This window comes from Paenibacillus tianmuensis (assembly GCF_900100345.1).
Taxonomy (GTDB): Bacteria; Bacillota; Bacilli; order Paenibacillales; family NBRC-103111; genus Paenibacillus_G; species Paenibacillus_G tianmuensis.
In genome coordinates, this window is sequence record NZ_FMTT01000033.1 from 35,267 (window position 1) to 61,801 (window position 26,535).

Genomic DNA, 26,535 nt, shown 5'->3' on the forward strand with positions numbered 1-26,535 from the left:
CCTTTGATCCGTTCGGAAGGTCACTCTGCTTGGGTCTTACGAAATTATTTTGCCGAACCGCTGAGCAGGTTTTTCTTATCCTGTACTTTATTTTTCATAGAATCGGTTACTTCTACGCCCAGCTGTTTGGCGGCATCGAGGTTGATGATTAGGTCAAGCTTGTCCGGATAGCTGACTTTCATATCGCCCGGCTTGGACCCGTTCTTGAGAATCTCGACGGCCATTTTGCCCGCTTGGTAGCCGTGATCGTAATATTTGAAGCCGTAGGTGGCGAGAGCTCCTTTTTCTACCGTATCGCGATCGCTGGAAAAGAACGGAATTTTCTTGTCGTTTGCCAGCTTGATAATCGATTCGACGGCGCTTACGACCGTGTTATCCAGCGTGATGTAGATCGCGTCGACGCGTCCCACGAGCGATTCAGCGGCCTGCTTCACTTCGGAGCTGTTCGTAACTGACGCTTTGACGACTTGAATGTTATGCTTCGCAAACGCCGCTTCCGCCGTCTTCACCATGAACGCGACATTCGCTTCGCCTTCGTTCGCCACGATTCCGATCTTCTTGACCTTCGGGAAATCGGAAGCGATGAAGTCGATCAGCTTCGGAATAGCGTCCGGATGCGTATCGGCGGCGCCGGTCACGCTGCCGCCCGGCTTGTCCAGGCTTTTAACGAGCTTCGCGGACACCGGATCGCTTACGCCCCCGAACAGCACCGGCGCGTCTTTTACGTTCTGAACCACGGCTTGGGCCGACGGCGTGGCGATGGCGAATACCAGATCTTTTTTGTCGGCGGCGAACTTTTGCCCGATCGTCAGGTTGGTCGTGGAGTCGCCTTGCGCATTCTGATAGTCGACCTGCATCGTTTCTTTGTCTTTAAAGCCGTTGTCCTTAAGCGCGGCCAGGAAGCCTTCGCGCGTCGCGTTGAGCGACGGATGCTCGACAATTTGGGAGATGCCGATTTTGACAACTTTCTTGTCCTGAGGCTTGGAAGCGTCTCCACCTCCGGACGGATTGGCGGGCGCCGGCGCTTTGGTCCCGCAGCCTGCGATCATGAGCGGTACAGCGATCAGCAGGGATAACAGTTTAGCGGATGTTTTCAAATGATTTCGGACCTCCTGGGTTTAACGTGTACATGCTTTAAAGCGATAATGTTATCATAGTATGAGGGTAGTCATCCGTCAATCCATAATTGAACGTCTGCTAAATTTAACAAATTCAGAAATGAAGCGGGTGTACCCGGATTGAAACGGCCATTGGGATCATTTACCACTCGCTCCGTACGGCAGGTTTTGATGCTTTGAACAGCGAAATTTATTTCATTGTCGAAAACGATGTCAGCCCCGGAGGCGAATGCCCGTGAAAATTGTAATCCTGGTTGCGTTGCTGCTGTTGTACCCCCTTTTTTTGCGTTGGGTGCATATTACCGATTTGCGCGCCATTCCGCTTGTCGTCCCGTATATGCTCGGCGCGCTGTCGGTCATGATCCTGTTTACGGAGCTCGGCAAAGGAGCCGCCCGTCTGTTCCGCAGAAAAAAATAGCTTGTCTTCTTCATTCCGCAGCGAAGCGGATGAATCGTTCGGACTTGCAGGCACGAGTCGAAATCAATCCTTTTTTGTAAGCAAAGGGTATATTTGGTAGTCACTTTTCCATCAAAACAGATTTTTCGGTCTGATTCAAGTTATTTTTTTGTGATTTTTTATAAACGCGGGCGAGTATCCACCCGGTCGCTGAAAAAAAGGCATCCCTCCAGCTGTGGTAGGCACGGCTGGTGATGCCTTTTTTGTTTACCCTCTGTCCGACACGGGGGCGAATCTATTTACGGTTGAAACTCCCGTACGAGCCGTTTGGCCGGTCCGTTCGGCGTATCGACTGTCTCATATACGCGGATCGTCACACCCGATTCGATCTGCTCCGCCTTGATGTTCGTGAACGAAATACGCTGTGTGCCGGAGATCAGCTTCTGCGTGCCGGTGAAGCCGGCGGATTGAGAGCCGAGTACCCGGCCGAGTCCGTCGACTAGCTCGAACTCCATCTTCGAAAAGTTCTGGTCGACGATCACCGGCTCCCGCTGCTCGATCGTTAGCGACACGTTCAGATGATACGAATAGCCGGCCGATTGGCTGTAAGTCGTCGCCAGATTGTTCGCATCGATGTTGACGTCGAACGGATAAAAGCTGATCTTGCCGTACTCCTCTTCCCGCTGTGCGGCGACACGAAACGTGCCAAGATTCAGCTTGGCTGGCGCGATCACTTTCGGGTCCGTCACCCGGAAGGCGATACTGTCCCCTTTTTCGTCCGCCGGCACCATGAACGAATAAGCTACGACATAGCTCGTTCCGGGCATAATGGTGGAAGCCGCGGACGTTTGCCGGACACCGGGGAACGCCAGCCCTTGCAAGTTCAGCAGCTCCGTGCCGATGTCCGGAAGCGTCAGGACCGAGCTGCCGCGGTTCGTGTACTTCACTTTGGCTATAGCCGTTTTGTACCCGTAATCGGTATTTTCGTGCAAATGCAGCTCAACAAGCGACATGTCCAGCTTGGAGTCGATCAGGCTGCTTGCCGCAAGGGGCAGCGGCGTGCCGTACTCGTAGTTCTTGGCCGCCAGAGTCGGATTGTACTGCTGCGCAATGCCTTGGAGGCCGACGACCATAACCGGCCGCCCGTCCGTCTTCAAGCCGGATGCCGTGTTGGACGGGGAGCTTGTCGTACCGCTTCCGCTTGTCCCTGTCTTCGTCTGTCCGCTCGTGCCGCTTGCGGCGCTGGTGCCACCCGTGCTTCCTCCGGCAGAGGACGAGCCCGAAGCAGAGCCGCTGGCGGACGATCCTGACGTTGTGACGGTTGCGCTTGTTCCCGTGCTGCTGGCAGTTTTGGCAGCCTCGCTATTGGCCGTATTCGCGCCAGAGGACGTGCTCCCGCTGCTGGCGGAGGAAGCGCCGCTGCCGGATGCTGCCGTTCCCGAAGCGGCGCTTGTCCCTGCCGCAGCCGCGTCCTCCTTCACGCGGACCACAAGCTCCGCTGCGTCCGGCTCGACGCCGGACGGGAGCAGCGCCGTGTAGCTGAACGTTATCGCGGCTTTCGGCGCCAAATAAGCGTCGCGCGAGGAGCGGGCTTCCGAAGCCGCTATGGAGCCGTATTTACCGAACTGGTAAGCTCCGGTCAGCGCAGGTATCGCGATCATCCGATCGCTGTCACTGCGCACCGTCACGGCGGATTGTACGAGCATGCCGTCTTCCTGACGGGTGGCCGTCGCTTTCTCGGCGATGAGCGTCAGTCCGCTGCCTGTTCCATATCGGGCCAGCGGCTTCTCGCTGCCGAGCTTAACCGCCAGAGGAAGCGCGCCGAGCCGCAAGCTGCCAAGCACCTTATCCTCGCCCGCATCCGACACAACCAATTGCAAGGTCAACGGGCCGACGGAAGGTTCGGGAAGCTCGACCTTTACCATCCGCTGAACGGTTTCGTTCGGCAGCAGCGAAGAACCGTCCGAGCCGGAAAGGCCCGCGGCAATCGTTCGTCCGTCGGACGTCAGCAGCCGGTATTGAAGGCCTGACGGAAGCGTTATGCCCGTTTTGCCACTGCCGGTCACATACAGATTCACATACAGATACGTCTTGCCGTTCTCGACGACGCGAAAGCCGTCCCCTTGCACGAACGAAAGGAATGCATCCTCTTTCGCTGCAGGGTCTGCGTCTTTAAGCCGCACGACGGTCTGCGAAGCCGCCGATACTCCCCCGTGGAGCGAGCCCGCCACAGGCAGCGCGCCGATGTCGCGCGTCTGATCGGCCCCGCTGCCGTCCCAGGCGTACAGGTCCACCTTCAGCCCCTCGGCCTTGACGCCCGGAGCAAGCTGGGAGTAAAAATCGAACGTCTGCTCCTTGCCCGGCTGGACGCGGGCGCTTTGCTTGCTGCCCAGACGCGCCGGATAACGGTTCCCCGCTTCGTCCACCACCCGGACGCCGTAGCCGTTGAAATCGACCGCGCCGCTGCCGCCGTTATGAAGCTTCAGCGAAAACTGCATCAAGGGCGAATCGCCGCCCGCAGCAAGCGATGCGTTCTCCAGTGTAAAGTAAGTGTCGTTCGCTACAAAAACGCCCGGCTTTCCCGCATAAACGGCCGGCCCGGAAGCCGACAGGCACACGGCGCTTATCGCCAGCGCTCCGAGCCAAGCCGTACGGGAAGGTTTCGTTAACAATTTTAAGCTTTTCAAAAGCTGCTTCCTCCTTTAGTAAAAACCGGATGACAAGATTAATCGAAGCGGAGCGCGTCGATCGGACGAAGCTTGGACGCTTTGTTCGCCGGGTACAAGCCGAACACGACGCCAACAAGCACGGAGAACAGGAACGCATACAAGCCGATATCCATCGACAGCTTTGTCGTCTGGTTCGGATTGATCATCGGCCAGACAAGCGCCAGACCGCTGCCAAACAGCAGCCCGATGAGGCCGCCGATGCCGCTGATGACCGTCGCCTCGACGAGGAACTGCATCAGAATGTTGCGCCGCTTCGCCCCGATCGACTTGCGGATGCCGATTTCCCGCGTCCGCTCGCTGACCGTGACCAGCATAATGTTCATAATGCCGATGCCGCCGACCAGCAGCGAGATGCAGGCCACACTGATCAACTGATTCGTCAGCGTGCTCGATGCGGCGACCCGCGCGTTCATCAGCTCATCCTGATTGATGAGATTGAAGCCTTGGTCGCTTTTGAATTTATAGGTCAAATACTGCTTCATCGTATCCTGCGCTTTGTAGATGTCTTCCTTCGTCGGTGTATCGACATAGGTCGTCCGGATATTGCCGAGCTTGAAAGCGCGCTGCGCCGTCGTGAGCGGGACGAATACCGCGCTGTCCATCGATGTGCCGCCCGCTCCGGTGCCCTTGCTTTTCAGCTTGCCGACCACCGTGAAGACGACGCCGTCGATGTTGACCTGCTCGCCGGTCGGATCGAGCGTGCCGAAATACGTTTTCGACACCTCGCTGCCAAGCACGGCAACCGGGTTGCGGAATTCGAGATCGGCATCGACGATAAAGCGTCCGGTCTCAAGCTGCCCTTTCATAATGTCCAAGTACCGGTTGTTCGTGCCGGTCACCGTATATTTCTCCTGCGTCCGATCGTACTTGATATTGGAGCTCGCTTTATTGATCGTCGGGGCGATCGAGAAAAACTCCGGCAGCTGCTCCAACTGCATCAGATCGTTGTAATCGAGCTGCTGCGCCCGCCCCGTCCCCAGCACGTTGACGACGAGCATATTCGTGCCCAGATTCTCGTACTGCTTCTCGATCTGGTCGGACGTGCCCCGTCCGATCGCAACGAGCGTGACGACGGAGCTGACGCCGATAATCACGCCGAGCATGGTGAGCATGGTGCGCATCGGATTGGAAAGCACTGTTCGCAACGCCATGGTGATCAGTTCCGTCGTTCTCATGCCGTTACACCCGCCGCTCCGGCCGGAATTTCCGCCAGTCGCTCGTCACGGACGATCAAGCCGTCCCGGATCGACACCACGCGTTTGGCGTTCTCGGCGATATGCAAATCGTGCGTGATCAGAACGATGGTATTGCCCTGCTCGTTGAGCCGGATAATCAGCTCCAGCACTTCCTTGCCGGTCTTGGAATCCAGTGCTCCCGTCGGCTCGTCGGCCAGCATCAGCGACGGCGACACCGCCAGCGCGCGCGCAATCGCCACCCGCTGCTGCTGTCCCCCGGACAGCTCGCTCGGTTTATGGTGGCCGCGTTGGCCCATCCCCAGCAGCTCCAGCATCCGGGACGCCGTTTCGCGGCGCTTCTTGGCCTGCACGCCCGAGTAAAGCAAGGGCAGTTCCACATTTTCCAGCGCTGTCAGTTTCGGAAGCAGATTGAACTGTTGAAAAATAAATCCGATTTTTTTATTCCGCAGCTCTGCGAGCTGGTTGTCCGTCATCTTCTCGGTAGCTACGCCGTCCAGCTTGTAAGAGCCGGAGGTCGGCACGTCCAGCAAGCCGATCGTGTTCATCAGGGTCGACTTCCCGGAGCCGCTCGGCCCGACGATGGCAACGAAGTCCCCCCGCTCCACCGTGAGCGACAGGTCGTTCAATATGCGCAGCTTTTCCGCGCCCCGTTCGTATTCCTTTATAATGTGCTTTAGCTCAATCATCGGTTCCATGCCGGGATTCCTCCTTTCGCCGTTATCTGCCGCCCTGACCGCCGCCTCCGTTAGAGCGGTTCCCGCCGCCGGTATTCCCACCTCCTGAGCCGCCTGCGCCTCCTGCACCGCCTCCGCCCGGGGCAATCTGGAATGTGCCGCCGCCCGGAAATCCGCCGCCTTGGCCGCCCTGGAACTGCTGGCGCAGCCTGTCGATCTCGGTCTGGCTTAAATTTTGCCGCTGCTGCCGCACGGGCACGACGACTTTGTCGCCTTCCTTGAGCCCTTCGGTAATCTCCACATCGGTTTTGCTGCGGATGCCGATCTTGATCTCCTTCTCCTCCCGCGTGCCGCCCGCCCGTTCCACGGTAACGAGCCGTTTGCCTTTTTGCTGCTGGAGCGCCTCCATCGGCAGGACGAGAATGTTCTTTTTGTCCTGGATCAAAATGTTCGCCGTTCCCGTCATGCCGTAGCGCAGGTCGCCCGTATTTTTGACCGCCACGACGGCGTCGTAGAACGTCACTCCGTTGGTCGTCGTTCCGACTGTGGACACCTGGGCCACTTCTCCTTCGAATTTGCGCCCCGGTAGCGAATCGACGGTCACTTCCGCCTTCATGCTGCTCTTCACGTTCGGCAGATCGAGCTCGTCGACCTGAATGGGAAGCTGCATGAAATCAAGGCTCGCCACCGCTCCGAACAAAGTCGTCCCTTCGACTTTGGCCCCTACCGGATAACTCGCCAGCACATTCGTTTTCTTGTTGGCAAAATCGGTGGAAAATACCCCGTCAAAAGGCGCCTTGAGCGTCAGCTTGTTTATCTTGTCTTCCAGGCTGGCAATCGTCGCCTTCTGGCGCTCGATCGCCGACTGCTTGTTTAAAATATCGCCGGGCAGCGTATCGCTGCCGATCACGGCGAGCAGCTCGCCTTTGTCCACATGGCTTCCCGACTTTACCTTCAGTTCGCGGATGCTGCCGTTCGCCCCAGCGAACACCGTTTCGGTTTTTATGTATTCGAGCGTTCCCTTCTCCTGCGAGTCGACGCTGCGTCCACCGATCGATGCCGTCCCTTTCACTTTCATCCCGGCATCCAGCGTCCCGTCGTTCGCTACGGCCACTTCGACATCGACCAGCTTGCCGCCGGAGCTGTCCGCTCTTGTTAATGTCCCTACCGACGTGATCGTTCCCGTCTTCGTCAACAGGAAGCCGTCGGGAGCCAGATCGAGCATGTCGCCCTTCTTCAGCTGCGCCGCATCCTCCAGCAAAAACGGCAGCTTCGCCGTGAGCGAGGACAAGTCCGCAATCGTGCCCACACGGCTCGATTTGGTCGTGTTCGATCCTGTGTCCAGATTGCCGGGCAACGTCAGCTTGCCGCTGATCGGGGCGGTAATCCGCATATTCCCCTGCTGGGTCCGCAGATCGTTCAAATCATTTTCCATCTGCCGAAGGCTCGTTTGCGCCTCCTGCAGGTTCGTTTCGAGCGTCGGATCGGCGATTTCCACCAGCACGTCCCCTTTTTTCACCGGCTGGTTCCGGGTCAGGTTCATCGTCTTGATCGTACCGTCCGCAGGAGCGATAATGTTCTGCATGTCCCTTGCCTCGAACTGGGAAGTGCCGGATACCGTTGACCGGATTTCCCCTTTTTTGACCTCAACCGTCTTGTCCTGTACGCTGGCGGCCGACTTTTTCGGTTTTTGTTGCAAAACCACATACGTTCCGGCTCCGACCACCAAGAGGCCAAGGATGCCGATGATCCATTTTTTGTAGCGCAGCCACGCCATCCGCGTATCTCCTTTCTAAATCGATGTAGCTTGGTTTACCCCTTTCAATGTAGCAACCGTTTGTGAAAAAAAAGTGAAATGTCGCTTAATCCCAACTTAAAGTGAGAGCGGCTGCCCGATGCTGCTAAGAAGGAACGCCAAAAAGCCCGCAGCAACGACAAAATCGTTGATGCAGGCTGGTGCTGGTGTATTCAAAATTCAGCTTTAACTCAAACGAGGACCGGCGGCGCGAACCGCCTCAGGCGCATCCGCAAACTTCCCGAAGTTGCTGACGAACCGTTCGGCAAGCTCCCGGGCTTTGGCGTCGTAAGCTTGTTTGTCTTCCCACGTGCTGCGCGGCTGTAGCACTTCATCCGACACGCCGGGAACGCGGCTTGGTACCAGCACGCCGAATACCGGGTCCGGGGTAAACTCCGCTTGCTCCAGCGTGCCTTCCAAGGCGGCCGTGACCATCGCGCGGGTGTACGCCAAATTCATCCGCTTGCCCACCCCGTAAGGTCCTCCGGACCAGCCGGTGTTTACCAGGTAGACGCGGGCTTCGTGCCGGTCGATCTTGCGTCCCAGCATCTCGGCGTAAACGCTCGGTCTCAGCGGCAGGAAGGGCGACCCGAAGCAAGTGGAGAACGTCGCTTCCGGCTCCGTCACGCCACGCTCCGTCCCGGCTAGCTTCGACGTATAGCCGGACAGAAAATGATACATCACCTGCTCCTTCGTCAGCTTCGCAATCGGAGGCAGCACCCCAAACGCGTCGGCCGTCAGGAAAACGATGGCCTCCGGATGCCCCGCCGTACCGGGGATCACCGCATTCGCAATCGATTCAAGCGGGTAAGCGGCCCGCGTATTTTCCGTACAGGAACCGTCATGGTAATCCGCTTCCTGTGTGCCCGGCCGCAGCACCACATTTTCCAGCACGGCTCCGAACCGGATCGCATTCCAAATTTGCGGCTCCTTCTCTTCGGTAAGCCCGATGCACTTGGCGTAGCAGCCGCCCTCGAAGTTAAACACGCCGCGGTCCGACCACCCATGCTCGTCGTCGCCGATCAAGCGGCGGTTCGGGTCGGCGGACAGCGTTGTTTTGCCCGTGCCGGACAGTCCGAAGAACAGCGCCACATCGCCCTTTTCTCCGACGTTGGCCGAGCAGTGCATCGGAAACACACCGTGGAAAGGCAGCAAATAGTTCAGCACGCTGAAGATCGACTTCTTCATCTCGCCCGCATATTCCGTGCCGCCGATCAGTACGATGCGCTTCTCCAGCGAAACGGCGATGAACGTGCCGGATTTCGTCCCGTCTATGGCAGGATCGGCCTGCAAGCCGGGCAGCGCAATTACCGTAAATTCCGCGCGGTGCTCCTTCAATTCCTCCGCCGTCGGGCGAATAAACAGCTGGCGAACGAACAGATTGTGCCATGCATATTCGTTCACGACGCGAATCGGCAGCCGGTATTCTTCGTCAGCACCGGCGTAGCCGTCAAACACGTACAGGTCGCGTTCCTTCATATATTGTGCGGCTTTGGCTATTAAACGATCGAAGTGCTGCTCCGCCATCGGCTGGTTGACGGCTCCCCAAGCGATGTGCCCGTCGACGGAAGTCTCCTGCACGATATATTTGTCCTTGGGCGAACGGCCCGTAAATTTTCCGGTGAAGGCCCGCAGCGCCCCGCTGGATGCCAGCTCCCCCTCCTGCCGCTTCAACGCGACTTGAACCAAAACCGGAACCGGCAAATTATAATGAACGTTCCCCCCGGCCAGAAGCGCCGCAGTATCGAAGCTGTACTCCGACGTTTTCATGAAATGCCCCAACCCTTTCTATCTTCATGTCATTCCTTATTTATTGTACACTATTTATTTGTATATTGTATACTAATTGATCATAAAGTTCACGGTTTTTATTAATAATTCCGCAACATAACTAAACTTATAGGTATTATTAAAAAAAGAGGATTTCTCCGAAACGACGGTAAACCCTCTCACTTTATTAAAAACTCACATTCCGCACCCTTCGTGGAAATTCGAAATACATTAATTTTCAAGCATTTTTTCATCTAAAATCAATCCAATTATGGGGTTTAATAACAGGAAATGTATTGTTTAAAGCCTAACTAAAGTAAAAATTTTGCATAAAAATAAAAATCCTTTGAATAAATAAACAAGGGTGCGGAATGTGAGTAAAAAGCAAAAAGAAGAGCGGCCCCCGGCTCGGCTCTAGCTCGGCTCTAGCTCGGCTCTAGCCCCGCGCAAGCCAAAAAGGCTGCCGCCCGACGATCTGTCCGTCAGGCGTGCAGCCTTTTGCCTTATTGCGTCTTAGCGCTTCGCTATCGTATCCCAATCGGATGCGGTCACATTCCCCATATGCCACAGCGAGACGCCTTTGAGTCCGTAATACTTGGCCAGCCACAGCTTCTTGGCGATGCTGTCTGCATCCTCGTAGTAGATCGTATGGCTGCCGCGCTCGTCTTGAAAAGCGATTTGCTTCAGAAAATAAGGATAAGTGCGGTTCAATGCAATGCCCGGGGAAGCCATCCGCTTCTCCACCTCCGCGATATCCGGCTGCGCCAGCGCAACCTTCCCTCCCGTCGTAACCCACTGATTCGCCTGTTTCGAGATGCCCAGCACCAGCTTCTCTTTAGGAACGGAGAGGAGCGCTTGCTTCACCGTATCGCTGACCAGCGGCAGCGGCGCCGAAGGCAGCCCGGAATCTTGATGGGTGAAGTCGTAAGCCATCAAAATGATACTATCCGCGACCTCGCCGATTCCTCGCAGGTCGTACCCTTTATAGTAGTACGTCGGCGGCACGGCTACCGTTAACGTTTTGCTCCCGAGGCCCGCCTTCACTTCACGCAAAAACGCCACATAGTCCGCAGCAGCGTCTGCTTCCTTCAGCCCCTCCAGGTCGAGGCAAATTCCCGCGAACGCCTCTCCCGTCTCGGACAGCACGGATTTCAGCGATTCGACGAAGCTTTTCCTCGCCGCGGCATCCCGGAGAAACTCCTGCACGCGGTCGCGCGGCTCGGTCGCGAAGATCATCAGCTCCTTGCCGAGCTTCGCCCGAGCGGCGGCATCGACCGGCTCCTGCCAACCGTCCGGAAACCGGTACTCCGTCGACTTCGTATCCAGCTTCGCGCTTCCGCCGCCCTCGTAGGATAAACGGGACCAGCCGAACGCGACGCGATCGAGCAGCGGCATCCGCTGGATGGCGGGGTACGAACGGATCGCATAGAAGCCGGTCACTTCAAGCTTTCGCTGCGCGATTCCGGCATTCAGCAGCCGGTAAATCGTCGCGGCAGCTTCCTTGCGCGTCAAAGAGCTTGCGGGACGAAACCCGCTCGCGTCCCCTTCCATGATCCCTTGACGGACGGCAAAATAAACGTAAGGCGCCAAGCTCTGACTTATGGACCCATGATCGGAAAAGCGTCGCAGCTCCCGCTCCTTCGTCCATTCGCCTTCCGTCCAGCGCTTCGCGACATCGGACGTTTCCAGGCTCAGCAAATATTTTCCGATGGCGGCGGCCACTTCCTCCCGCTTCACCGCAAGTTCCGGACGGAGCGCACCCGACGTATCCGGCATAAAATCGATCCACTGCTTATTCAGCGCCGCAGTAATGTAAGGATAAGACCATCGCTCCGCCGGCACATCCGTCAGCTTCGCGCCCGCTTCGCTCGGAACCTTCCCGGCATCCGGACGCGCCGCGTTCACGAGCAGCTTGACGAACGCTTCCCGGGACAACGAATCGTTTGGGCGGTACGTCAGGTCTTCGTAGCCCTCGATCACCCCGAGCGCCGACAAGGAGTATACGGCGTCCTCGGACCAGTCCTTGGGCGCCAGATCCGCGAACGGCTTCAACTGCGCCTCGTAAGCGGAGGCCTTTCCTGCAGCCGCGAGCAGCAGGCCTGCCGCAAGCAGCGCCATTTTCTTCATCATTCCGTCTTCCCCTCTCTCATGGTAGCGTAAAGTTATACGCCACGAAGAGAGAGGAGGTTGCGCTCGTACCGGCTGACAACCATCTGACAACTGACTGACACTAAGCTGACGTCCTTATCATACGCTGCGACAGCGCAAAGCCCGACGGAGCGTTGCTTCCGGCGGGCTTTCAGGTACGGAATCAGTCTTGGTTGCTTTTCCGCTTTGTCGGCAGCTGCTTCCCGGGATGGCCTTTCCCTTGATGCTCCCGGTTTTTCTCATCCTTCTCCTGCGTTTCGTGCAGCTTGTCCAGCCAGGCTTCCGTATCGCCGGCCAAGTCGTCTCTCATCTGTGCGATCCCTCCTTTCGTCATCGCTATTATGCCCTTGCCGCCGGAAAATATGGGGCAAACGCCAGCCATTAACACTAAAAAACATTATTGACAGCGTTTACAATAAGGGTTATGATAATTCTCAACATTAGAAAATAACATAATATAGGTTTCAATTTAGTAAAAAGTAAATAATGTAAAAGTCAGGTGAGACCTATGCGAATTGTTCTTATTAATATGCCTTTCGCATCCGTGTACAGACCTTCAATCGGAATTGGCCTTCTTCAATCCGCGCTTGAGAAGCGGGGGATCGCATGTCAAAGCCTTTATTTGAATCTTGAATTCGCTTCGATCATCGGGTTGGAAGCCTATGATCACCTCTCCGAATATACTTCCTACCCGACCAATGCGCTGGCGGGAGATTGGATATTCACCCAGTCCCTGTTCGACATCGACAACTTTGACGAGTACCGCGACTATCTTCTTACAACCTTCCCTCATGCTCGCAGAAAGCCGGATGCCCCAGACCGCTCCTTCAAAAGACTGTTGGATATACGCAGCCGTGTGGAAGCTTTTCTTGAACAAGCTGTCGAAAAATACGATTGGCACAAGTATGATGTCATCGGATTTACTACCGTGTTTCAGCAAAATACGGCTGCGCTTAGTCTCGCCAGACGTCTGAAAAGGAGATTTCCCGATAAATTTATTATTTTCGGCGGAGCTAACGTGGAAGGGCCTATGGGACTCGGCACATTAAACGCCTACGACTTTGTGGATGCGGTCTGTTCAGGCGAAGGCGACAATTCGTTTATTGCATTTATCGAAGCACTGAGGGAGAAGCGTGACCCTTCTCTTTGCCGGGTGCCCGGCATTACGCTGCGCGCCGACTTCGGTGCGGCGCTTCCCCCGGAACCGTCCTCGGCGGTGCCTGTTCATGACATGGATTCCCTTCCTTACCCCGACTACGACGACTATTTTGAGCAATTTGAATCCTTCGACTTGCCCGAGAGCGAGCGAAAGAGGCGTCTGCTGTTCGAAGCTTCGCGCGGATGCTGGTGGGGGCAGAAATCCCATTGCCTGTTTTGCGGATTGAACGGCTCCACCTTGAAATTCCGCAGCAAGTCCGCCGAGCGAGCGCTGGAGGAAATTTTGTACTTGCGGGAACGGTACCAGGCTCACACGAACAAGATGACCGCCGTGGACAATATCATCGACATGAACTATTTCAAAACGCTGCTTCCGGAAATCAGAGACCGGAATCTGGATTTGGATATGTTCTACGAAACGAAAGCGAATCTGACCAAAGAACAGATCCAGCTCTTTCAACAGGCAGGCTTCCACTACGTTCAACCCGGTATTGAAAGCGTTATCACTTCCGTGCTCAAGCTGATGAGGAAGGGAGTGAGCATGCTTCAGAATGTACGGCTGCTCAAATGGTGCGCAGAATTTTCAATCACCCCATTGTGGAATTTCCTATACGGTTTTCCCGGTGAGAATGCGCAAGAGTATGATGAGACTTCCTACCTTATTCCCAGCCTGACCCATCTCATGCCACCAGGCAGCGTCAGCCCGATCCGGCTCGACCGCTTCAGTCCTTACTACACCTCGGCAAACCAATACGGGATTCATAATATTCGTCCCTTACGTTCTTACGAACTCATTTACCCTTCTTTGTCCTCACAAGACCGCATGAATATTGCCTATCATTTCGACTTTGACTATGTCCATGAACAACATCCAGCTGTCTACACAAAGCGTATTACTCAAGCTATCCGGAAATGGCAGTCCGAATACCAGCAGAGCGAGTTTTTCTCCGTGATGAAAGAAGGAAGCCTGATTCTGGTCGACACCCGATCGGTGGCCCTTCAGTCGACCACGCTGCTGTCTCCGTTTGAGACCGCTGTATATCTGGAATGCGACAATATGATTTCCAGTCTGAATGTGACCATCCGCCTTAAAGAAAAGGGTATGGATGTCAGCAAAGAGGACGTTCATCAATGTTTGATGAAGTTCGTTCGCAGGAGTTGGATGTTAACCGAAGGCGACGTCTTTTTGAGTCTGGCCATTCCTCTTGGGAACTACTCCCCGAAAAAAGCGGGATTGCAGCGTCTGATGGACATCACGAGCCCCGTACCGCAGGCTGTTGTTCGTACAAGTTCATAGTCTTCATGATCTTGTTTACATCATACATTGTGCGAATAGTTTAAACCGACAGGAGGTCGAGAGCGGAGCACGAGTAGCGTCGTCTGTCTTTTCATTGCGTTTCTAAATTTGATGAAGGAGTGAACGAAATGGCAAATGAAAAAAAGCAACTGCAATTGAATCCCGATGCATTTACGGTTAACGAAAACGGTGAAGTCGTCATCAGTAACGCGGAGCTGGCTAAAGCGATTATGCAGACGACCGAGACCAATCAAGTCGGGGAACAAGGCGTACAGGTTAGCGTTTCCGTATCCTTCTAGAACATGGCAGGAGCGGTCAGCCGCCGGCAGGCGGCTGGCCGCTCTTTCTCCCTATGATGGGCGGGCCCGCAATAAAGCAAGCAGCAGATCGTCGGAAAGGGGTGGAGTTAGGTCAGATGTTCTCCGAACTTGTAACGAAGGCCGTCTTTGAAAATTGTCTTCAAGTCACCATTCGCAAAATTCCACACGCCAGGACGTTGAATATTGGCTTATTTATTAATCACGGCGTAAAGGATGAAGAAAATCACGTCAACGGAATTTCCCATTTCATTGAGCATATTGCGTTTAATTATGCGAATATGAGCCCTTATGTCCGTTCCCTTCTTGGGAATTTAATGGATAACGGCGCTTTGTACGAGGCGTTCACAGGCAAGGAAATGACCCGGTGCACCTTGTCGGCGCAAAGGGAGCACATGCCGCTCATGATCGAGACGCTTAGTCAAATCATGATGAATTACAATGTAAGTGAAAAAAGTATGGAGCATGAACGCGCCATTATTTTGCATGAAGCTGAAATGTATTTTTCTTCCGGCAAAGTCAAGGAAGAACTGGTAGAGCAAGCGCTCTGGGGCAACCGCTCCCTCGGCCAATTCGTGATCGGCAGCCTTGAAAACATCAGGAAGTTTACATTCAACCAGCTCGAGGAACGTATACATCAGTATTACATACCGAATAATACCCAGCTTATCGTGCAGGGGAGCGTAGAGCCGGAAGAGGTTATTTACAAAATAGGTTCTTATTTCCGGAAATGGAAGCACGATGGGCGTCAGAAAGATGTGCTGATTGAAATCGAACCGAGCGTTGTCGGTCTCCCGACCGGTCATTCGCGGGTCGACTTAAGCATTTCCTTTGTCGGAGCTCCGTTTCATTCTCACGAGCGGCAGGCGATGAGCATGCTTTCTTACATTCTCGGTACCGGACTGAAGTCGCGGCTGCATGTGGAGCTGCGGGAGAAGCAGGAGCTGGCCTATATTGTGTATGCCTACGCGCAGAGCTATGCGCTTAGCGGATACTTGACGATCAACGTCAACTGCCGCAAGGATCAGTTGGCGGAAGTATACAAAGTGATCCGCTCCATTTTGGAGGAATTGCGAACCGAAGAGGTCGGAGAGGAAGAATTGCAGCGGGCGAAAGCGGCAAGGATAACTAATCTCATGCAAATTCCCGGGAATGATGCAAAGCACTTGCAAATTACGGGCCGGTATGCGCTGCTTAACAAAGATTTTTTTGTCGATCTGGAGAAAGTGGAGATTGAAGCGTTGACCGCGGAGGAGTTGAAGACATTCGCTCGGGATCTGTTTACGGAAAGCCGTATGGCGTTGTCAGCCATTGGAGCCAGTTCTGAAGAATTAGCCATGTTACTCTGAAGGAGGTTTCAACCCGCATGAAAACAACGCAAAATTCGGAACTTACCGAAAGGCTCATCAAAGACCGCGGAATGGAAGTGTTTCTGAATTTGATGGAAGCACCGGCAACGGCCGGCGAATTGTCGGACCGTCTCGGTTTTTCCCGGGCGAAGATCAATTATATCCTCGATACGATGCTGAAACAAGATTTTATAGCTTTGCATTCCGAAAAGGTGAACGGCTCCGTAGTCGAAAAATGTTACACCTCCAACGCAAACACGTTTCATCTGTTTTTCGGACGGGATAACAGCGAGGCGGATAAAGTATCCGCCATTTTATATATGCTCGATACGATGAAATCGAACTTGATAGTCAACTTAAATAACCAGGATTCGTTTCACCTGGGCATGGTCCACGCGAAGATTCCTCCGGAAAGAGCTCGGGAATACATGGAGCGGCTGCGGCAGCTGCAGGCGGAATTCGATGACGAGAATCTGGTTTCCGACGACCCGGATTGCAGATGGTATACCATGGCAGTTTCTTTATTTCATGGTCCGACGCCGAGCCTTAACCTGGATGAAAGGAATTGATCCGTTTGGTTTCCAATGAACATGCGAAAGAGGATTCGAGCAATCAGCCCTCTTACCGGAGCTTGCTGGCGCTTCCCAACTACCGGCTCCTGCTGTTGTCCCAGATTGTGTCAGCCATCGGCGATGGCGTCTATGCTATCGCTCTCATTTGGCTAATGAAAACTCTTACCGGCAGCGCCCTTCTGATGTCGATTCTGCTTGCCGCAGAAACAGTGCCGCTGCTGTTGTTTGGCTTGTTTGCGGGCGTTATCGTCGACCGGGGAAGCAAGAAAAAAATCATGATGCTATGCGATATAGCCAGGGGAAGCATTGTTGCTCTTCTGGTTCTGCTATGGGTGAACGGCTGGCTTCTGCCTTACATGCTCATCATCGCGGCGGTATTGTTATCGTCATTCAGCGCTTTCTTCGGCCCTTCGCGTGTCGTGGCCATCCGTACGCTGGTGCCCGAGGATCACATGGTGCAGGCGCAAAGCTTGGCGCAGCTTGTTCAGACGGTCGTTGGCCTGAGCGCTCCGGCGATAGGGGCGTGGCTTCTGTATTTCGGCACATCCTATGCTTTTATATTCAACGCGGCGACGTTCTTCGCTTCATTTCTGTTTATTTGGCTCATTCGGAACGAGCGGTTGACCGAAACCCGCGTCACGACCTTGAATCGCCGCAGCTTCGTCGTGGACTTCAAGGAAGGCATCGTAGCCGTTACTTCCCACGCTCTGCTGCGAAGCCTGATTCAATATATTGTGCTCATCAACTTTATGCTGGCGCCTACCACATTGCTATTTCCGCTCATTGTGGACGATTCGTCCGAGCTGGCGCTATTGCAAATCGCGTTTTTCGTGGGCATTACCGCCGGCGTATTTCTTATCGGCTTGGTGAAAAAATGGCGGCGCATCGCCGCGCTGGCCACGGGCATCGGCTTGATGCTTGTCGGCTTAGGGCTGTTGACTTGGGTGCACGGGCTGTACGCGGGGTTATTGTGCGTTTTTGTCGCCGGTCTGGGTAGCCCGCTGGCGAACGTGACGCTGCAAACGCTGTTTGTGCTCAAAGTGCCCAAAGAGGTGCTCGGAAGAGCTTCCAGTCTCATGAAGGTGCTTCTGGAATCGTCCCGGCCCCTCGCTATGCTGTTGACCGGGGCATTGCTCGCATGGATTCCCGTCCGGTTATTTTTCGGGATCATGGGACTGTTTGGCGTACTGTTGGTCGTTACAATGGTGCTGAATCGCAGCATACGCAAGGAGCAGGATGAGCCGAAGCCCGGGCGGATCATCGGCGACAATTCGGCCGTGAAGGAGGTACAGTAATCATGTTTAAGTATTTGGCGCCATCGGAGATGAAAAATGATTTTGTCTACGCCTTCGTTAGCAAAAAGCGGCTGGAATCGCTAAAACAGCATTTGATCGCGTGCAGGCAAGCGGCGAAAGAAGATGGAAATGGGGATCTGGAAGTACTGCTGACCGAGGAGCTCTGGCACGAGGCGAATCATCCGGTGCTCATTTATTGGATGAGCACAAGGCTGCTTCCCGCCTTTCAAGGCGGCCCGCCTTCGGTGGAGGAAGCGCGGACATTGCTTGAACAATTCCCCCGTTTTTTTCTGATTCCGCTATGGAGCAGAGGGATTGCTTTGCCTCGTCTTCGCGTTCGGCTCGATGAAGGAGGCAGTCTGTATTTTCCGGGACATCCCGTCCATCTTGCGCTTGGAAAAGAATACGCGAAGGTCACGGTTGAACTCGAGACTGCAGGCCAGACGGTCCGCCTCCGCACGAATCGCCTTGATGCCGCCGTGCCGCTGCCGGAATTGCTGGATACCGCTTATGGAGAGTCTAAGTGGCTGAGGCGGCTGGACGTGTGGAGCGAGCGGACCGTCATGTTCGGAGGAGCCGATCCGCTAATGGACGAATTCCTCGGCGGAGGGCTGCCCCGGCTGATTCAGGAATACGGCAAGCAGGCTGCGCCTTTCGAGCTGATTTCCTCTCTCTCGCTTGGACAGCAATGGTATTACGCCAAAGCCATGAGCCTTATCAAGCAGTATTGGCCGAAAATGTACGGGGAGGCGGTCGGACATATCCGCATGATCGCGCTGCTGAAGGGCGATTCCATTGGCGGGCTGACGCACTCCTGCTTCCAAGGAGGCCTATTTCTGACGCACCGGGATGATCTGATGTGGACGGCGGAAAATTTGATCCATGAATTTGGCCATTCGCGTTTGGATCAATTGTTCGAGCTGGACGATCTTATCGGCAATGGGGAAAAGGAGCGCTACCGGTCTCCATGGCGGGACGACCCCCGTCCGGTGAAAGGGATCGTCCATGGCTTGTTCGTATTCGCGCGCATTGCCTTATGGTACGAGCAGCTTCTGGCTTCCGGGGAGAAACACAGCGAAGTAAGAAGGAGATTAACCGTCGTCTTACGTCAAACGGGCGAGGCGATCGACGTTCTCCGCTCGCATGCGGTGTGGACGCCGATTGGACAAGGACTCTTTGACGAGCAAATCGGCGAATACGAACGCTTGGCGGCCATCTTCCCGCTTGGACGGGCGGTCGGCTAATAATAATCCGACGAGCAAAAGAACGGCCTGTGACCAGCAGCTTTGATAAGAAGCTGCCAGCATCACAGGCCTATTTTATTTCGTCCAGCTTACCGTCCAGCTCGCCCCCGGCGTAGTAGTTATAAAAGAAGAAAGAAACTGCCTGACGCAATCCTGATAAACCGATGACTACGCTTTGTCTCGGTCAAGGCGTGTGATATAATGGGAAATCATAACTAATCGAATATTGACGGAATGTGGAGGGATTTTTATTCTTTACGCGGCAGCGTTTCTCATGTCATTTACCATCGTATTCCTGCTCATCCCCCCGCTGCGCCGCTTGGCGTTTCGCATCGATTTTGTGGACAAGCCCAAAGTCGACAACGAGAGGAAAATACATAGAGAACCGATACCATTGACGGCCGGCCTCGCGATCTTCGCCGGGTTTGTGATCACTTACTTGTGCTTCGTGCGGAACGATTGGAAGCAGTCTGCCGCCATTTTGGCCGGATCGCTGCTGATTCTTATCATCGGTATGGTGGATGACTGGTACAAAACCCACGGCAAGGAACTTGCCGCGTGGCCGAAGCTGATCGTGCAGCTTTCCGCAGCCGTCATCGTGTACAGCTCCGGCGTCATCTTTTACGGGTTCAACAATCCGTTCACCGGAAGCGATGTCATCCTGCCGGTCTGGCTGCAATTTTTTCTGACCGTCATGTGGATTTTCGGGGTGACGACCGTCATTAACTTTACGGACGGCATGGACGGGCTGGCCGGCGGCTTATCGGCGATTTCGGCGGTCACGCTGTTCGTTGTCGCGCTGGCCAAGGCACAGTCCGATTCGGCAATGATCGCCATCATCCTGGTCGGAGCGGCGCTAGCCTACTTGAAATACAACAAGCCCCCGGCCAAAGTGTTCATGGGCGACGCGGGCGCGACGCTGTTCGGCTTTCTGCTCGGCGTCATCGCCTTGGACGGGGCGTTCAAAGGCGCGACCGTGCTGTCGCTGCTCGTTCCGATTCTGGCGCTCGGCGTACCGATTTTCGACAACCTGTTCGTCGTGTTCAAGCGGATGATGAACGGCAAGCCGATCTACCAGGCCGACGCCAGCCAAGCGCATTACCGGCTGCTGCGCAGCGGCTTGAATCCGAAGCAAGTCGTGCTGTTTCTTTACCTGATCAATACGTGCTTTAGCCTAACCTCGATCATTTTACTATTGCTTACGGTATAATCCATCGTCATTATTGTTCATAGGGAGAGTCGTAAAACAAGCCTGCCGCATCATTGCTGCAAGGCTTGTTTTGTTATTTATAGCGCGAAAATCATCTTTACCTTAAATATTCTTAATATTAACTATTCTTTAGATGCTATTCGTATCTATACTTCAGTGAAATTCGTATAATAGATACATACTGTATAGCTTGGAGGTTAAAATCATGAATAACGACAACAGACACGACAATAAACAAATCAGTAGAAGAAAGCTGCTAACCTCCCTAGGAACGCTCGGAGTCGGCGTCGCAGGAGCCAGTCTTTTAAGCGGCGTTGACAAAGTTTACGGAAGTTCGGTGACCAATGCCGTTTACGACTCCGCCGCGCTAAATGTCCCAAGCACAAATTTCGTAAATGTCACTGATGCTTCTTTCAAAGCCGACCCCACCGGGGACAAAGATAGTACGAAAGCGATAAACGATGCTTTTGCCTTTGCTGCTCAAAACAAGAAAGCCGTATTTTTCCCAGGCGGAACCTATCTAATAGAAGAAACCATCAACGTTCCGTTGCACGTGAGCTTTTACGGCGTGGGACATGCCTCCGAAATTAAAGCGACAGCCCCTATCAGCATGTTTAAATTTGCAAGCCAAGGCACAGACCAGAAAGGAAATCGATACGGAGAAATGTCCGGATTGTATATCAATGGCAATCAGATTGCGACAATTGGACTGGAACTGGCCTATGTCGTCGTGGAGCGATTATTTCAAGCCGTTCAAATCGAAAATGTATCCGGTCCGGCCATACGAATGGATACTTCCCAAAACAATACGTTCGTGTCCGTCAACATCGAACACTGCAAGCAGGGCATCGTCTTGCTTAACGGAGCCGGCAATAACGCCTTCTACCGCTGCGAGATTAACGAACCCGGAGACGTTGGGATATTGTTTGGTTCGGATGAATCCCTTACCGGTTATGGCAAAAATGCCTTCAGTAATCAATCCACCGGAAACGAGTTCAATAAATGCATTATCGAGAGAGGCACAACCGCTGGTTACGGAGTTCACATCAAGAGCGGATACCGAAACGTATTTTGGAATTGCGACATCGTCGCCGGAAGACTTGCAAAAGTAAAGATCGACTTTGGCGACAATCAATCGCTTAATGGATTTTACCGCTGCGCCTTTACATGCTCGGATAATGAGATCGCCATTTCTGCAGGAGGCTACCGAACGATGATTCAAGATTCGATCATCAAAGGGTATGAGAAAGCCAATCCGACCTGCATTGAAGTATTCAATGAAACGCATATCATTCATTGTCACCTTAGTGAGAAGACATACAAGATTGTGAACAAAGCCGGAGATCGAAAAATTAATATCCGCTTCACGCCGCTTAACGCGGTGGGATCGACGGAAAACCGTCCGAATCATGGGCATATGGGAGTCGGGGTTCAATATTATAATATTACCACCGAAATGCTCGAAATCTGGAACGGTGAGGCATGGAAAAGCGTAGCCTTCAAATAATCGCAACAATCCTTCTGTATAACACCAAAGCCGGCTCCAGGCCTCTTCTTCGGAAGAACCCGGAACCGGCTTTGCTCATGCCGCCCGCTTCGCTATGTTTAGGTCAATAAGTTAGCAGTACGCCAAGCGTTTCCTTCGGTGCGCGCAGGTAGCATTCGTACGCCTCCCCTACTCGGTCCACCGGAAGCTTCTTGGAAATCAGCGGCATGACGTCGATCTTCCGTTCGCCAAGCAAACGGATATATTCGTACATGTTGCGCCCTTCCGTCCAACGCACGAAGCCGATCGGGTAATCGACGCCATCCTGCTCGTAAGCGGCGTCGTACCGCCCCGGGCCGCCCGCACGCGAGATGCGCAGCTCCGCTTCCTTGACGAACATGAGCTCCCGGGATAATTCCGCATGCATGTCCCCCACGATGACAATGCGGCCCCGGTCCCGCAGCCAGCCCAGCGACTGGTTCAACAGCTCCGCGCCCCCGCCGCCGGCGCACAAGACGACCGTATCCGCGCCTTCGACCAAATAATCCGCCCGCAGCGAAGCCTCCAGCTCTTCATAGGAAGCAAACACCGTTTGGAGACCGGAACGCCGGAGCATCGAGCACCGCTCCTCCAGCAAGTCCAGCGCGTACACCCGGTATCCCGCCGCTTCCGCAATTTGACAGGTGAGCTGGCCGAGAATGCCCAGCCCGACCACGGCGACTTTGCTTCCGAATTGCAGCTCGGCCTGCCGAAGCCCGTGAATCGCAATCGCTCCGAGTCCGACGAACGCCGCCTCTTCGGCCGATAGGGAGTCCGGGAGCGGAATGGCGAGCGCCTTAGGCACAGCAAGCAGCTCCGCGTGCTTCACGTACGGAGCCCCGTAGCAGGCGACCCGGTCGCCCGGGCGCACATGCGTCACGCCTTCGCCAGTTTGGAGCACCGTGCCGACTGCGCTGTAACCGAGCGAGACCGGAGTCTCGCCGGCCCGTTTCTTCATTTCGATCTCGGTACCCGGGCTGATCGCCGAACATATCGTGCGAACCAGAAGCATATTCGGCTCCACGATAGGCTCGGGCACTTGTCTAACCTCCGCCTCTCCGTTGATGGCGACTACTGCCCTCATCTTGGTCTCTCCTCTCTCTTTCCGAACCAAATCCAAATTATTTTAAGCCGGACATTGTAATGCCTTCAAGTAAAGTAACGCTGGAAAAACAAAAAGATCAAAAACGTCGGCACGAACGAGATGACCGCCCCGGCCATTTCGAAGCCGAAATTGCCCTCCTTGGTCAACAAGGAAGCGAGACCTACCGTGAGCGGGAACATTTTCTCGGTTGTTGTGAAAATAAGCGGCGTGAACAAATCGTTCCAGCACTGGATGAACGCAAACGTTCCGACGGCCGCCAGCGCCGGCTTGGCCAGCGGCACCATGAGCTGGAACAAGATTTTGAAATCCCCGGCCCCGTCGAGATAAGCCGCTTCTTCCAAGTCCTTGGGAATCGTCTGCATGAGCTGCCGCACCAGAAATACGCCCATGATCGCCCACAGCTCCGGCACAATAATGGCGGAATACGTATTGATCCAGTGCATTTTGCTGAACATGATGTATTTCGGAATGATCAGCATTTGATTCGGGATCATGACCATCGCCATTAAGCACCAGAAGATCGTCTCTTTGAACCGGAACTGCTTCTTGGCGAAAATATACCCGAGCACCCCGGCAAAAAACATCTGCGTCGCAACCGGCACTAAAGTAATGACGATCGAGTTGAGCAGCCAACGTATCATGCTGCTGCTGCTGAAAATGTAGCTATAGTTGTACCAGGTCGGCTGGTCGGGAATCCAAAAGGAAGGATCGGCGAGCCCCACATCCAGCTTTTTGAACGACCCGAGCACCATTACGACAAACGGGAACATGAACGCGATGCCCGCCAGCACGAGCGGGATATAGACCAGCGCTTTTCGCCCAGCCGTCATACCGTCCGCCTCCTTTCTCCGCGAAGTTTAATGGTAGGATACGTCTTTGCCGAGAAATTTGCGCTGCACAAGCGAGATCGTGAAAATGATGAAAAAGAGCACATACGCAAGCACGCTGCCGTAGCCAAAGCGCAGCGACGTAAAGCCTTCCTGATACAAGTAATACACGATCGTCGTCGTCGCATAATCCGGGCCGCCTCCCGTCAGTAGGAACGCGGAGTCGAAAACTTGAAACGATCCGATGGTCGTAATGATCGCCACGTAAAAATGAATCGGCAGCAGCAGCGGAAACGTGATGCTCCAGAACGTTTTCCAGCCCGACGCGCCGTCCATCTTCGCCGCTTCGTACAGATGTCCCGGAATCGACTGCAGCCCAGCGTAGTAATACACCATCGTGCTGCCGCGCACTTTGAAAATGCTCAAAGCGGCCAGCACCGGCAGAGCCTGCTTCGAATCGGAGAAAAAGAGCTGCGATTCGATCCCCACATAGCTGAGCAGATGGTTGATCACCCCGTAGTCCGTACCCTTGAACAGCCATTCCCAGATGCCCGACAAGATGACGAACGACGTGACGACCGGAAGGAAGAACATCCCTTTGAACAGTCCGGCCAGCTTGACTTTCGAGTAAACGAGCAGCGCCAGAATCCAGCCGAGCGCCATCGTCGGCACGATATAATAGACCGAAAACAGCACGGTGTTCCAGATCGACCGCCAGGCCAGCTTATCCTGCAGTAACCGTTCCCAGTTGCCGAGTCCTGCGAAGGACGGTTTGCCGATCATCGGCCAATCCATGAAGGTCAGCACGAAGCTGAAGACGAGCGGAACAAATTGAAATATGAGAAAATGCAGCAGCACCGGCACCAGGAAAACGTAGATGATGGCGTTTTTTCTCCAGCTCTGCATGATCCGGCCGGATAGCCTGCTGCGATGGTGGATATGCGAGTTTCGTACGGATTCCATACGGCGAATCGTCACCTCCGGCAGGTCCGAAGCGCAGAGAGAGGCGGCGGCAAACGCTGCCCCTCCCCGCCACTTTGGTTTTGGAATTACTTTTCGCGTCGAGCTTAAGCGCTTCGGCGGCGGCATCGGCCGCTTGCTTCGGCGTCTTCTTGCCTTCCAGCATCGCGCCGATCTCCGCTTGAATCTTGGGCATAAACCCGCGGGCGGCCGGATGGGAGATTCCGGGGATCGTGAGATCCGCGTACTACATAAATTCCTTCATATCTTGGTCGTCGTTATAAATGTCGCCCGCCGATTTGCGCACGGGCAAATAGCCGGTCAATTTATTGAACGCTTTGGCCGTATCCGTATTCGTCAAAAATTTGGCGAATTCCACGGCAGCGGCTTTATTTTTGCTCGCTTTCGAGACGACGAACATGCCTACCGTGCCGAAGCTCGCCTGCTTTTCCTTTTTCAGCGGCGGTCCGATCACGTATGGTTTTTTCTGCGCTTTCAGTGTCGTTAGTGTCGAGCCTTGACCCCAGACCGCCAGCATTTTGCCGGACAAAAACTCGGGGAACTGGTCGTCGCTGGAGATCGAGTCCTTCGGAATCCAGCCGTTATCGAACACCTGTACCCCTTTGTCATTATTCAAAATCATGCTGCCGCCGTCATCCAACACATTGCCGCCGCTCTGCCACAGCAAGGGGTACAGCGTCGCATTACAGCAGCCCGCGCCGCCTTCGAAATTGCGCGCATACAGGCCTTTGGCCTTCGCCTTCTCGGCCCAGCGGTCGAATTCGTCCCAGGTCGTCGGCAGCTTTGCCGGATCTTCGCCGATCGCCTTGATTAAATCCGGGTTATATATTAGCGTCTGGACCTCTTGCAGAATCGGAAGCGCATACAACTTGCCTTGATAGGTCGCTCCGGCTAACGCTCCCTTGCTGAAATCGTCCGTATTGATGTCTTTCACGTAGGCGTCAAGCGGCTCTAGCGCCTGATTGCCAGCAAACTGCGGAACTTGATCCGGAAGCTGATAGAAGACGTCAGGTCCGGAACCGGCGGCGAGCGCGGTCAGTATTTTTTGTCCCCGGCCTTTCCAAGGAATCTCTTCGTAGTTCACTTTCACATCGGGGTACTTCTGCTTGAACGCGGCGATCGTATCGTTCCAGAACGCTTTGAGCTGCTCCTTCTTATTGTCGCTGACATAAGGATGCCCCCATATGGTAATTTCTCCGGCCACCTTATCCCCGGCCCCGCCCGGAGCGGCTGCGTTGTTAGGGCTGCCCGAATCCGAGCCACAGCCGGACAATAAGATGCCGAGCGAAAGCGCAGCCGGCAGCATCATCGATAATACACGTTTGGTCATAGATGAGACCCTCCTCGCTTGTAGACTGAACTGACGAATTCATTACTTCGGACTCACCGGACTTTCATCGACTGTTGAAAGTGCTTTCTATTGCCGGACGGACCGTCCCCCCCTTTCAGTCTTAAGAACCAATAATGATCCAGTTCGTGGGAAAGCGATTTCAATTGTGATCTATATAAGTTGAACTAATGAATTCATTAGAATTAGAACCTAACACAAAGCCGATCTATGATCGACCACCGAGATTTCATGATTTCGTCCATAAACTGCTGAACATTGTTACGGATTTCGGCCACCGTGTGATAGAACACATTGTTAATTACATCGGATTTCAGCCATTTCCATAACCCTTCAACAAGATTCAATTTCGGACTGTAAGGCGGCAGGAAAACCAGTTCGAGTCGGCCTTTCATCTCTTCCAAAAACGGCTGCAATAACTTGGCATGATGAATGCGAGCGTTATCCAACACGATGACGATTTTGCCCTTTGGATAGTGA

At 54.3% G+C, this 26,535-nt stretch carries 21 protein-coding genes and 1 pseudogene; 9 read left to right on the forward strand and 13 right to left on the reverse strand.

Annotated features, from left to right (window positions below; translation table 11 throughout):
- Positions 1 to 44 precede the first annotated feature (44 nt).
- Positions 45 to 1,097 carry an ABC transporter substrate-binding protein gene (locus tag BLO51_RS19350; RefSeq protein WP_245719741.1) on the reverse strand — a complete coding sequence of 351 codons (1,053 nt, stop codon included), beginning with the start codon at positions 1,095 to 1,097 and terminating at the stop codon, positions 45 to 47.
- Positions 1,098 to 1,347: 250 nt separating this feature from the next.
- Between BLO51_RS19350 and BLO51_RS19355 the strand changes: the two genes are divergently transcribed.
- Positions 1,348 to 1,536 (forward strand): hypothetical protein, encoded by a 189-nt coding sequence (locus tag BLO51_RS19355; RefSeq protein ID WP_174551276.1) that lies wholly within the window; start codon positions 1,348 to 1,350, stop codon positions 1,534 to 1,536.
- Between the two features lie 278 nt (positions 1,537 to 1,814).
- Here BLO51_RS19355 and BLO51_RS19360 read toward each other — a convergent pair whose 3' ends face one another.
- The 7 genes from BLO51_RS19360 to BLO51_RS19390 all read right to left on the reverse strand — a co-directional run bounded on the left by BLO51_RS19360 (position 1,815) and on the right by BLO51_RS19390 (position 12,137).
- The gene (locus tag BLO51_RS19360; RefSeq protein ID WP_090674494.1) at positions 1,815 to 4,202 is read right to left on the reverse strand and encodes a hypothetical protein; all 2,388 of its coding nucleotides are present in this window, start codon (positions 4,200 to 4,202) and stop codon (positions 1,815 to 1,817) included.
- Between the two features lie 38 nt (positions 4,203 to 4,240).
- A complete protein-coding gene (locus BLO51_RS19365; RefSeq protein WP_090674495.1) occupies positions 4,241 to 5,419 on the reverse strand; it encodes an ABC transporter permease in 1,179 nt (392 codons plus the stop codon).
- The gene (locus BLO51_RS19370; RefSeq protein WP_090674497.1) at positions 5,416 to 6,135 is read right to left on the reverse strand and encodes an ABC transporter ATP-binding protein; all 720 of its coding nucleotides are present in this window, start codon (positions 6,133 to 6,135) and stop codon (positions 5,416 to 5,418) included. Before BLO51_RS19370 ends, BLO51_RS19365 begins: the two co-directional genes overlap by 4 nt.
- Before the next feature lie 22 nt (positions 6,136 to 6,157).
- A complete protein-coding gene (locus BLO51_RS19375; RefSeq protein ID WP_090674499.1) occupies positions 6,158 to 7,891 on the reverse strand; it encodes an efflux RND transporter periplasmic adaptor subunit in 1,734 nt (577 codons plus the stop codon).
- Between the two features lie 204 nt (positions 7,892 to 8,095).
- Positions 8,096 to 9,679: a phosphoenolpyruvate carboxykinase (ATP) gene (pckA, locus tag BLO51_RS19380; protein ID WP_090674523.1), complete on the reverse strand. Its 1,584-nt coding sequence runs from the start codon at positions 9,677 to 9,679 to the stop codon at positions 8,096 to 8,098.
- A 513-nt stretch (positions 9,680 to 10,192) separates the two neighbouring features.
- Positions 10,193 to 11,809, reverse strand: coding sequence for a glycosyl hydrolase family 18 protein (locus BLO51_RS19385; RefSeq protein WP_090674501.1), 1,617 nt, complete (start codon positions 11,807 to 11,809; stop codon positions 10,193 to 10,195).
- Positions 11,810 to 11,990: 181 nt separating this feature from the next.
- Positions 11,991 to 12,137 (reverse strand): DUF4023 domain-containing protein, encoded by a 147-nt coding sequence (locus BLO51_RS19390; RefSeq protein WP_082420707.1) that lies wholly within the window; start codon positions 12,135 to 12,137, stop codon positions 11,991 to 11,993.
- 198 nt (positions 12,138 to 12,335) lie between these two features.
- On the opposite strand from BLO51_RS19390, the gene BLO51_RS19395 reads away from it, so the two are divergent.
- From BLO51_RS19395 to BLO51_RS19425, 8 genes are all read left to right on the forward strand, one after another.
- A complete protein-coding gene (locus BLO51_RS19395) occupies positions 12,336 to 14,282 on the forward strand; it encodes a RiPP maturation radical SAM C-methyltransferase (RefSeq protein ID WP_090674502.1) in 1,947 nt (648 codons plus the stop codon).
- Positions 14,283 to 14,410: 128 nt separating this feature from the next.
- Complete coding sequence (locus BLO51_RS29345) at positions 14,411 to 14,581, forward strand: hypothetical protein (protein ID WP_167670264.1); 171 nt, start codon at positions 14,411 to 14,413, stop codon at positions 14,579 to 14,581.
- Positions 14,582 to 14,697: 116 nt separating this feature from the next.
- Positions 14,698 to 15,948 (forward strand): M16 family metallopeptidase, encoded by a 1,251-nt coding sequence (locus BLO51_RS19400; RefSeq protein WP_167670265.1) that lies wholly within the window; start codon positions 14,698 to 14,700, stop codon positions 15,946 to 15,948.
- A 17-nt stretch (positions 15,949 to 15,965) separates the two neighbouring features.
- Positions 15,966 to 16,517, forward strand: a complete 552-nt coding sequence (locus BLO51_RS19405) for a helix-turn-helix domain-containing protein (protein WP_090674506.1) — start codon at positions 15,966 to 15,968, stop codon at positions 16,515 to 16,517.
- Between the two features lie 5 nt (positions 16,518 to 16,522).
- Positions 16,523 to 17,815, forward strand: coding sequence for an MFS transporter (locus BLO51_RS19410; protein ID WP_217266760.1), 1,293 nt, complete (start codon positions 16,523 to 16,525; stop codon positions 17,813 to 17,815).
- A 2-nt stretch (positions 17,816 to 17,817) separates the two neighbouring features.
- Positions 17,818 to 19,059 (forward strand): aKG-HExxH-type peptide beta-hydroxylase, encoded by a 1,242-nt coding sequence (locus BLO51_RS19415; protein ID WP_090674509.1) that lies wholly within the window; start codon positions 17,818 to 17,820, stop codon positions 19,057 to 19,059.
- 274 nt (positions 19,060 to 19,333) lie between these two features.
- Positions 19,334 to 20,269 carry an MraY family glycosyltransferase gene (locus tag BLO51_RS19420; RefSeq protein ID WP_174551277.1) on the forward strand — a complete coding sequence of 312 codons (936 nt, stop codon included), beginning with the start codon at positions 19,334 to 19,336 and terminating at the stop codon, positions 20,267 to 20,269.
- A 205-nt stretch (positions 20,270 to 20,474) separates the two neighbouring features.
- Positions 20,475 to 21,776: a glycosyl hydrolase family 28-related protein gene (locus tag BLO51_RS19425; RefSeq protein WP_090674511.1), complete on the forward strand. Its 1,302-nt coding sequence runs from the start codon at positions 20,475 to 20,477 to the stop codon at positions 21,774 to 21,776.
- A gap of 103 nt (positions 21,777 to 21,879) precedes the next feature.
- Here the strand turns inward: BLO51_RS19425 and BLO51_RS19430 are convergent, their stop codons facing one another.
- The 5 genes and pseudogenes from BLO51_RS19430 to BLO51_RS19450 form a co-directional block, all read right to left on the reverse strand.
- Positions 21,880 to 22,878, reverse strand: a complete 999-nt coding sequence (locus tag BLO51_RS19430; RefSeq protein WP_090674512.1) for a zinc-dependent alcohol dehydrogenase — start codon at positions 22,876 to 22,878, stop codon at positions 21,880 to 21,882.
- A 37-nt stretch (positions 22,879 to 22,915) separates the two neighbouring features.
- Positions 22,916 to 23,729: pseudogene (locus BLO51_RS19435) on the reverse strand (carbohydrate ABC transporter permease).
- 27 nt (positions 23,730 to 23,756) lie between these two features.
- Entirely contained in the window at positions 23,757 to 24,689 is a 933-nt protein-coding gene (locus BLO51_RS19440) for a carbohydrate ABC transporter permease (RefSeq protein WP_090674514.1), read from the reverse strand.
- 244 nt (positions 24,690 to 24,933) lie between these two features.
- The gene (locus BLO51_RS19445) at positions 24,934 to 26,037 is read right to left on the reverse strand and encodes a sugar ABC transporter substrate-binding protein (protein ID WP_245719743.1); all 1,104 of its coding nucleotides are present in this window, start codon (positions 26,035 to 26,037) and stop codon (positions 24,934 to 24,936) included.
- Between the two features lie 203 nt (positions 26,038 to 26,240).
- The coding region (locus BLO51_RS19450; protein WP_174551278.1) for a transposase at positions 26,241 to 26,535 on the reverse strand (295 nt) is incomplete at its 5' end.